The 7368-nt window shown below is 61.2% G+C and carries 7 protein-coding genes; all 7 read left to right on the forward strand.

The features are described from left to right. Nucleotides 1–298: glutamate ligase domain-containing protein (locus GFC01_RS18900; protein WP_423244413.1), on the forward strand; the 298-nt coding region annotated here is incomplete at its 5' end. A 197-nt stretch (nt 299–495) separates the two neighbouring features. Then, entirely contained in the window at nt 496–1491 is a 996-nt protein-coding gene (mraY, locus tag GFC01_RS17275; protein ID WP_152948394.1) for a phospho-N-acetylmuramoyl-pentapeptide-transferase, read from the forward strand. Nucleotides 1492–1658: 167 nt separating this feature from the next. Continuing rightward, nucleotides 1659–3023, forward strand: coding sequence for a UDP-N-acetylmuramoyl-L-alanine--D-glutamate ligase (gene murD / locus GFC01_RS17280; RefSeq protein WP_243137676.1), 1365 nt, complete (start codon nt 1659–1661; stop codon nt 3021–3023). Nucleotides 3024–3182: 159 nt separating this feature from the next. After that, nucleotides 3183–4292, forward strand: a complete 1110-nt coding sequence (gene ftsW, locus GFC01_RS17285; protein ID WP_152948395.1) for a putative lipid II flippase FtsW — start codon at nt 3183–3185, stop codon at nt 4290–4292. Nucleotides 4293–4309: 17 nt separating this feature from the next. After that, the gene (murG, locus tag GFC01_RS17290; protein WP_152948396.1) at nt 4310–5422 is read left to right on the forward strand and encodes an undecaprenyldiphospho-muramoylpentapeptide beta-N-acetylglucosaminyltransferase; all 1113 of its coding nucleotides are present in this window, start codon (nt 4310–4312) and stop codon (nt 5420–5422) included. 205 nt (nt 5423–5627) lie between these two features. Next, entirely contained in the window at nt 5628–7010 is a 1383-nt protein-coding gene (gene murC, locus GFC01_RS17295) for a UDP-N-acetylmuramate--L-alanine ligase (protein WP_152948397.1), read from the forward strand. Beyond that, nucleotides 7010–7368, forward strand: a 359-nt coding sequence (locus GFC01_RS17300) for an FAD-binding protein (protein ID WP_152948398.1), incomplete at its 3' end; no start/stop codon positions are given. The genes murC and GFC01_RS17300, both read left to right, overlap by 1 nt.

Below are 7368 nucleotides of genomic sequence, written 5' to 3' on the forward strand. Positions count from 1 at the left end.
GGAACTGGGGGGGGAGGCTTTCACCGGTCACCGGCGGGTGGGGGCGGCGGTGGCCGCAGGCGCGGTGGATTACCTGGTTACGGTGGGTGAATTGGGCCGCATTATTGCCGCGGGGGCGGTGGAGGCCGGATTCCCCCCCGAAAGGGTTTTTGCCGCCGCTTCCAACACAGAAGCGGTGGATCATTTGCGGCCCAGGCTCCTGCCCGGCGATGTGGTGCTGGTCAAAGGTTCCCGGGGCATGGGTATGGAACAAATTGTACGGGAGCTGCTGGAAAAAGTAACCTTATCCACCGGTTGAACATAGACTGGTGGGCAGGAATCCGCAGGCACTGACCGGCGGTGCGTGCCTTGAGCAGTTCCCGTGGGAACCATTTGTGAAGGGAGGATGACCCGGCCCGGAACATACCGGGAAAGGGGTGCCGGAACGGTTTTATCATCCGTGGGACCGGCGGCGACATTTTCCCGGGTGGGTTGCCGGGTGGGTGCCTGGCTGATATGGAAAATGTATGGCAGGTTTTAAGCAAGGCCTTCCTTTCTTCCCTGGCTGTGACGGTGTTCATAGGCCCCCTGGCCATCCCGGCTCTGAAGCGGTTGAAGTTTGCTCAGACCGTGCGGGACGACGGCCCGGCCAGGCATCTGAGCAAAAGCGGCACTCCCACCATGGGCGGAATAATGTTTCTGACCGGCCTGGCCGTGGCCGGTCTCTGGCTGGCCCGCACGTCCCCCGAGGGTATGGTTTTGCTGGGGGTAACCCTGGGTTTTGGCCTGGTGGGCCTGCTGGATGATTTTATCAAGGTGGTCCTGAAAAGATCCCTGGGCCTGCGTGCCCGGGAAAAATTATTGGGCCAGTTTATCTTGAGCGCCCTGCTGGCCGTGCTGGCCGTTTCCACCTTTGGGCGGGGAACCGACGTGGTGATACCCTTCAGCGGCATCCTGGCTCCCGGCGGGTGGACGGTGGAACTGGGTTTCTGGGGTTTTGTGCTTTTTTGTGTCCTGGTGGTGACGGGTGCGGCCAACGCCGTCAACCTGACCGACGGCCTGGACGGTCTGGCGGCCGGGGTAACCGTGCCGGTGGCCGCCGCCCTGCTGCTGATCGCCCTGTTGATGGACAAAGTGGGTGTGGCGGTGATCCTGGCCGCCCTCATCGGCGGCTGCCTGGGCTTTCTGGTGTACAACCACCATCCCGCCCGGGTATTTATGGGAGATACCGGTTCCCTGGCCCTGGGGGGCGCCCTGGGGGCGGCGGCCGTTTTAACCAGAAGCGAGCTGTTTCTGCTGGTCATTGGCGGTATATACGTGCTGGAAGCCCTTTCGGTAATCATACAGGTTGTTTCCTTCCAGCTCTTTGGCCGGCGGGTATTTCGCATGAGTCCCCTGCATCACCATTTTGAGCTGGGGGGCTGGAGTGAAAAACGGGTGGTTTATACCTTCTGGGGGGTTGCTTTCTTCCTGGCTGTGGTGGGCCTGGCCGGTCTTTACCACCTGGGTTGAACGTTGGTCCACCGGGATATGCCCGCCCTCCGGCCCCGGGCAATGTGTCGCTTTCAATGGATGACTGTCGCCAGTGTCAGGGGGGTGCCCCATTGTTCAGGAGAGAACGACGGGGTGGCCAGGGCGGGTCATCAAAAATGCACGTCTTAAGAAAGAAGGTTGTAAAGTTGCAGCTTAACGGTAAAAAGGTACTGGTGGTGGGCGCCGGGAAAAGCGGCCTGGCGGTGAGCCGTTTTCTGGCCGCCAAAGGGGCCCGGGTCACCCTGACCGACCGCAAGGGAGGGGCTTCCTTCAACCCTCCCCTTGATTCCCTGGTTCCCCCGGAAGTAGAACTGGTTCTGGGACACTACCCGGTGATGAAGGAGGGCGACTTTGACCTGGTGGTAACCAGCCCGGGGGTTCCCTGGACGGCGCCTCCCCTGGTGCGTGCCCGGGAACTGGGGCTTCCGGTAACGGGGGAACTGGAACTGGCCTTTCATTTTGCCCGGGCGCCCGTGGTGGCCATTACCGGTACCAACGGCAAAACCACCACCACCAGTCTGGTGGGGCGGATTTTCCTGGATGCCGGTGTGCGCACGCTGGTGGCCGGCAATATCGGCCTGCCGCTGATTGCCGGAGTGGAAGCATACGGTCCCGGTGATCTCATCGTAGTGGAGGTGAGCAGTTTTCAACTGGAGACGGTGCGGCGTTTCCGGCCTCACGTGGCGGCCATTTTAAATATTACGCCCGATCACCTGGACCGGCACGGAACCATGGAAGGTTATGTGCAGGCCAAAGCCCGGATCTTTGCCGGTCAGGGGGGAGGGGATTATACCGTCCTGAATTACGATGACCCCATAACCCGGGAACTGGCCGGGCAGTGTCCGGGGCGGGTCATATTTTTCAGCCGGCAGCATAATCTGGAAACAGGTGTGTTTATCCGGGACGGTCAGATCGTTATCCGGGAGGGGGGCGCCCTGGTTTCCGTTATGCCCGCCCGGGAGGTGGCCATTCCAGGGGGGCATAACCTGGAAAACGCTCTGGCGGCGGTGGCCTGCGCCAGGGTGCGGGGAATCGGGGCGGAGCAACTGGCGCACACCCTGCGCACCTTCTCCGGTGTGCCTCACCGCCTGGAATTTGTGGCTGAGATTAACGGGGTTTCCTATATCAACGACTCCAAGGGTACCAATCCCGAGGCCAGTATGAAGGCCCTGGAGGCCTATGACCATCCCATAGTGCTGCTGGCCGGGGGTAAAAACAAGGGGAACGATTTCACCGCCTTCGCCCGCCGGGTAAAGGAAAAGGTACGGGTGCTGGTGGTGCTGGGCCAGTGCGCGGCGGAAATGGAAAGGGCGGCCCGGGCGGCCGGGGTGGAGGACATCCGGCGGGCGGCGGATTTCCGGGAAGCGGTACTGATAGCCCACCGGGCGGCCCGGCCCGGGGATGTGGTTCTCCTCTCCCCGGCCTGCGCCAGCTGGGATATGTTCAGGAGCTACGAAGAAAGAGGAGACCTCTTCAAACAAATCGTCCGGGAACTGGCCCGGGGACAGTGAAACAGGTGGCTAGTATACAGGCACGGCGTTGTCCTTAAGCGATAAGACATTGCGAATCACCGGTAACAGTACCCGGACAACTGGGGTTTGCCCGGCACTCAACGTGCCGGGCCATGCCTACACCGGTTTCGGCAACTGAACAGGGGGGGTGGAAAGTCCATGGCCATGCGCAGAAGACCGCCGGATTTTGTCCTGTTCCTCACCGTGCTCATGCTTTTAAGTGTGGGCATTATCATGGTCTTCAGTTCCAGCTATTACTACGCCATGTTTCCGCCCTTCAACAACCCCTTCCATTTCCTGGTGCGCCAGCTGATCTGGGCGGCCATTGGCCTGACCCTGATGTTTGTCATGATGAATTACGATTACCGGAATTTGAAACGGTGGGCCCCGGGCCTTTTGGGGCTGGCTTTTCTCCTGCTGGCTGCCGTACTGATACCCGGTGTGGGTGTGGCCAAGCTGGGCGCCCAGCGCTGGTTGAACCTGGGGCCCTTCAGTTTCCAGCCATCGGAATTTGCCAAACTCTGCCTGATCATCTTTACGGCCTTCGGCCTTTCCCGGCGGCCGGACCGGATTAACGATTTCCGCCGGGGCATACTGCCCTACCTGATCCTCATGGCCCTGGCGGCGGGGTTAATCATGGTGCAGCCCGACCTGGGTACCGCCGTAACCCTTTGCGCCACCATTGTGCTCATGCTCTTTGCCGCCGGTGCCCCCATGGTTTACCTGGGTCTGCTGGGCGCCCTGGGAGTGGCGGCGGCGGGCGCGGCCATCTGGTTGGAACCTTACCGCATGAGGCGGTTTTGGGCCTTCCTGGATCCGGAAAAGGACCTTTCCGGGGCCGGCTGGCAAATTTTAAATTCCCTGATGTCCCTGGGTTCCGGTGGACTGCTGGGCACCGGCCTGGGGCAGGGGCGCCACTCCAAGTTCTTGTACCTGCCCGAGCGGCAGACGGATTTCATCTTTGCCGTGATTGGTGAAGAACTGGGCTTTATTGGAGCCTGTCTGGTCATAATCCTGTTTGTTATTTTTATCTGGCGGGGCCTGAAGGTGGCCATCACCTCTCCCGATCCCTTCGGCAGCATACTGGCGGCCGGCATTGTGGCGGGGGTGGGTATCCAGGCCATCATTAATATCGGTGTGGTCACCAGTTCCCTGCCGGTGACGGGGATTACCCTGCCCTTTGTTAGTTTTGGCGGAACTTCCCTGGTCTTTACCCTGATGGGGGTGGGGGTTTTGCTGAACATATCCCGTTACAGCGCACCCAAATGACCAAAGGGGTGAGGCAGTTGCGTTTTGTGGTGACCGGGGGCGGTACCGGGGGGCACATTTATCCGGCCCTGGCCATTGCCCGGGGTCTCAAGGAAAAATACCCCGGAGCGGAAATTCTTTACATCGGCCGTGCCGGCGGGTTGGAAGCCGATCTGGTACCCCGGGCCGGGTTCCCCTTCCGGTCCATCCAGGTGGCCGGTTTAAAGCGCCGCCCGACGCCGGCAAATCTGCTGGCCGTCTGGCAGGCCGGCCGGGGGTTGTTGATGGCCCGCCGTATCTTGAAGGAATTCAAACCGGCAGTGGTGGTGGGCACCGGCGGTTATGTCTGCGGACCGGTGGTGCTGGCGGCCGCCCTGCAGGGGATTGCCACCCTCATTCACGAGCAAAACGCCCTGCCCGGTCTAACCAACCGGCTGCTGGCGCCCCTTGTGGATTGCGTGGCCCTCACCTTTGCCGAGGGGCGGCGGTATTTTCCCCGCAGAGCCCGGTTAACCGTCACCGGGCTGCCGGTACGTCCCGAGGTCCTTTCCTGTTGCCGGGAGGAGGCCCGCCGTGTTTTGGGCATACCGCCGGGGGCCAGGATGATCCTTTCCTTTGGCGGCAGCCAGGGGGCGGCCAGTATAAATAAGGCCATGGTGGAAGTATTGCAGGCCTTTGCCGGGCGTACGGATATGTGCTTTCTTCATGTAACCGGTCCGGCCCATTACCAGGATTTTCTGAACCATTTACCGGAAAGGGGTTTAGGGGCGCCTGAAAATGGCAATATTACCATTGTGCCTTACCTGTATGACATGCCCCGGGCTCTGGCGGCCGCCGATGTGGCCGTCTGCCGGGCCGGTGCGGCCACCCTGGCCGAGCTGACCGTGCTGGGCCTGCCGGCCGTTTTGATACCGTATCCCTTTGCGTCGGGCAATCACCAGGAGTTTAACGCCCGCTCCCTGGAGAAAAAGGGTGCCGCCCTGGTAATCAAAGACAGGGAACTTTCCGGGCAGCTGTTGACCCGGTGCCTGGAGGTAATCCTTTCCCGGCCGGAAAAGCTGGCCGCCATGGCCGGGGCCTGCCGGAGTCTGGGGCGTCCCCGGGCATTGCAGGATATCCTGGATCTGGTGGCTGAACTGGCCGGGGCATAGGGCGGGGAGCGGGGATTCATGCTGGTGGACAAGCAGGCGGGATTGGTTTTGGAAAATACCCGGTTTCGTCATAGTTTCCAGGGAGAAGACCTGGCGGCGGAGCCCCTGACACAACTTTTTTGTCCGGGGCATAGTATGATGGTGTATTCCGTTAATTACAATACGCCAGGAACCGCAGGATGGATAAGGAAGGAGATGAAAGCCCTTGCAGGACATCCCCGAACGGGTGCATTTTATCGGTATCGGCGGTGCGGGCATGAGCGGCCTGGCCAGAATTCTTTTGGAACTGGGCCACCGGGTCAGCGGTTCTGATTTGCAATCCACGGACATTACCCGCCGGTTGGAGTCCATGGGTGCCGTCTGTCACATGGGACACGACGCCCGGAATCTGGGTCCGGCCCAGCTGGTGATCATATCTTCGGCCATTAAGGAAAACAATCCGGAATTGCAGGCGGCCCGGGAAAAGGGGTTGCCGGTGATTCACCGGGGCGACCTGCTGGCCTGGTTGATGCGCCGCCAGAAAGGCATTGCCATAGCCGGTGCCCACGGCAAGACCACCACCACTTCCATGCTGGCCCTGGTTCTGGAAAAGGATGGTCTCGATCCCACCATTGTCATCGGAGGTGAATTGAACGATATCGGCGGTAATGCCAAACTGGGGCGGGGGGAATACCTGGTGGCCGAAGCCGACGAGAGCGACGGGTCCTTTTTGACCCTGTCTCCCCGGGCGGTGGTGGTGACCAACATTGAGGACGATCATCTGGATCATTACGGCACCGTGGAGGAAATCAAAAAGGCCTTTCACCGGTTTATGTCCGCAGTTCCGGAGCAGGGGCTGGTGATCGCCTGTCTGGATGATCCCAACGTGGCCGGTATTCTGCCGGATATCCACCGCCCGGTGGCAACCTACGGCATCGACCGGTCCGATGCCGATTACACCCTGCGCCGGATTGCCCTGGCCGGCTCCTGTTCCCGGGGAGAGGTTTATTACCGCCGCCAGCGCCTGGGTACACTGGAACTTTCGGTGCCCGGCCGGCATAATTTATTAAATGCTCTGGCGGTGGTGGCCGCCGCCCGGTGGGCCGGGGTCGATTTTGCGGATATAGCCCGCTGGCTCGGGGAATTTCGGGGTGCGGGCCGGCGCTTTCAGCTTTTGGGACAGGTGGACGGCGTGCGGGTGGTGGATGATTATGCCCACCATCCCAGTGAAATCAGGGCTACCCTGTCGGCCGCCCGCCAGGTGGGGGCGCAGCGTTTGATTGTGGTTTTTCAGCCCCATCGCTATACCCGCACGGCATTTTTAAAGGAACAGTTCGGAACGGCCTTTGCCGGTGCGGACATGGTTATAGTCAATGAAATATACAGTGCGGGGGAATCTCCCATTCCGGGGGTGACGGCCCGGCTCATAGTGGAAGCTGTTCGCCGCAACAGCAGCCAGCCGGTGGTTTATTTACCGGACCGGGGAGAAATAGTTGATTACCTGGAAGGTGTGATTCGTCCCGGAGACCTGGTGCTGACCATGGGGGCCGGAAACATCTGGACCTGCGGCGTAGAGCTGGTGAAAAGGTTACGGGAGAAGACGGCGTAATGTCCGGGGCCGGCTTAAAAGAACTGGAAAGCCTCCTGCCCGGGCAGGTGCGGTTTGATGAGCCCATGGCCCGCCACACCACCTGGCGCATCGGGGGTCCGGCAGACGTTTTGGTGGAACCGGCCGGGATTAACGAACTGGCCCGCCTGCTCGCCTGGGTGCGTGCCCGGGAAGTGCCCCTTTTCATTATGGGCAATGGTTCCAACCTGCTGGTGCGGGACGGTGGTATCCGGGGAGTGGTGGTGAAAATCGGCCCGGCCCTGGGCCGGGTAAACCTGCGGGGCACCACCATCACCGCCGGGGCCGGCGCGAAGCTGGCCCGCCTGGCCGCCGTAGCCTGCAGGGCCGGGGTGGGCGG

It is taken from the genome of Desulfofundulus thermobenzoicus (assembly GCF_009428905.1).
Classification (GTDB): domain Bacteria; phylum Bacillota; class Desulfotomaculia; order Desulfotomaculales; family Desulfovirgulaceae; genus Desulfofundulus_A; species Desulfofundulus_A thermobenzoicus.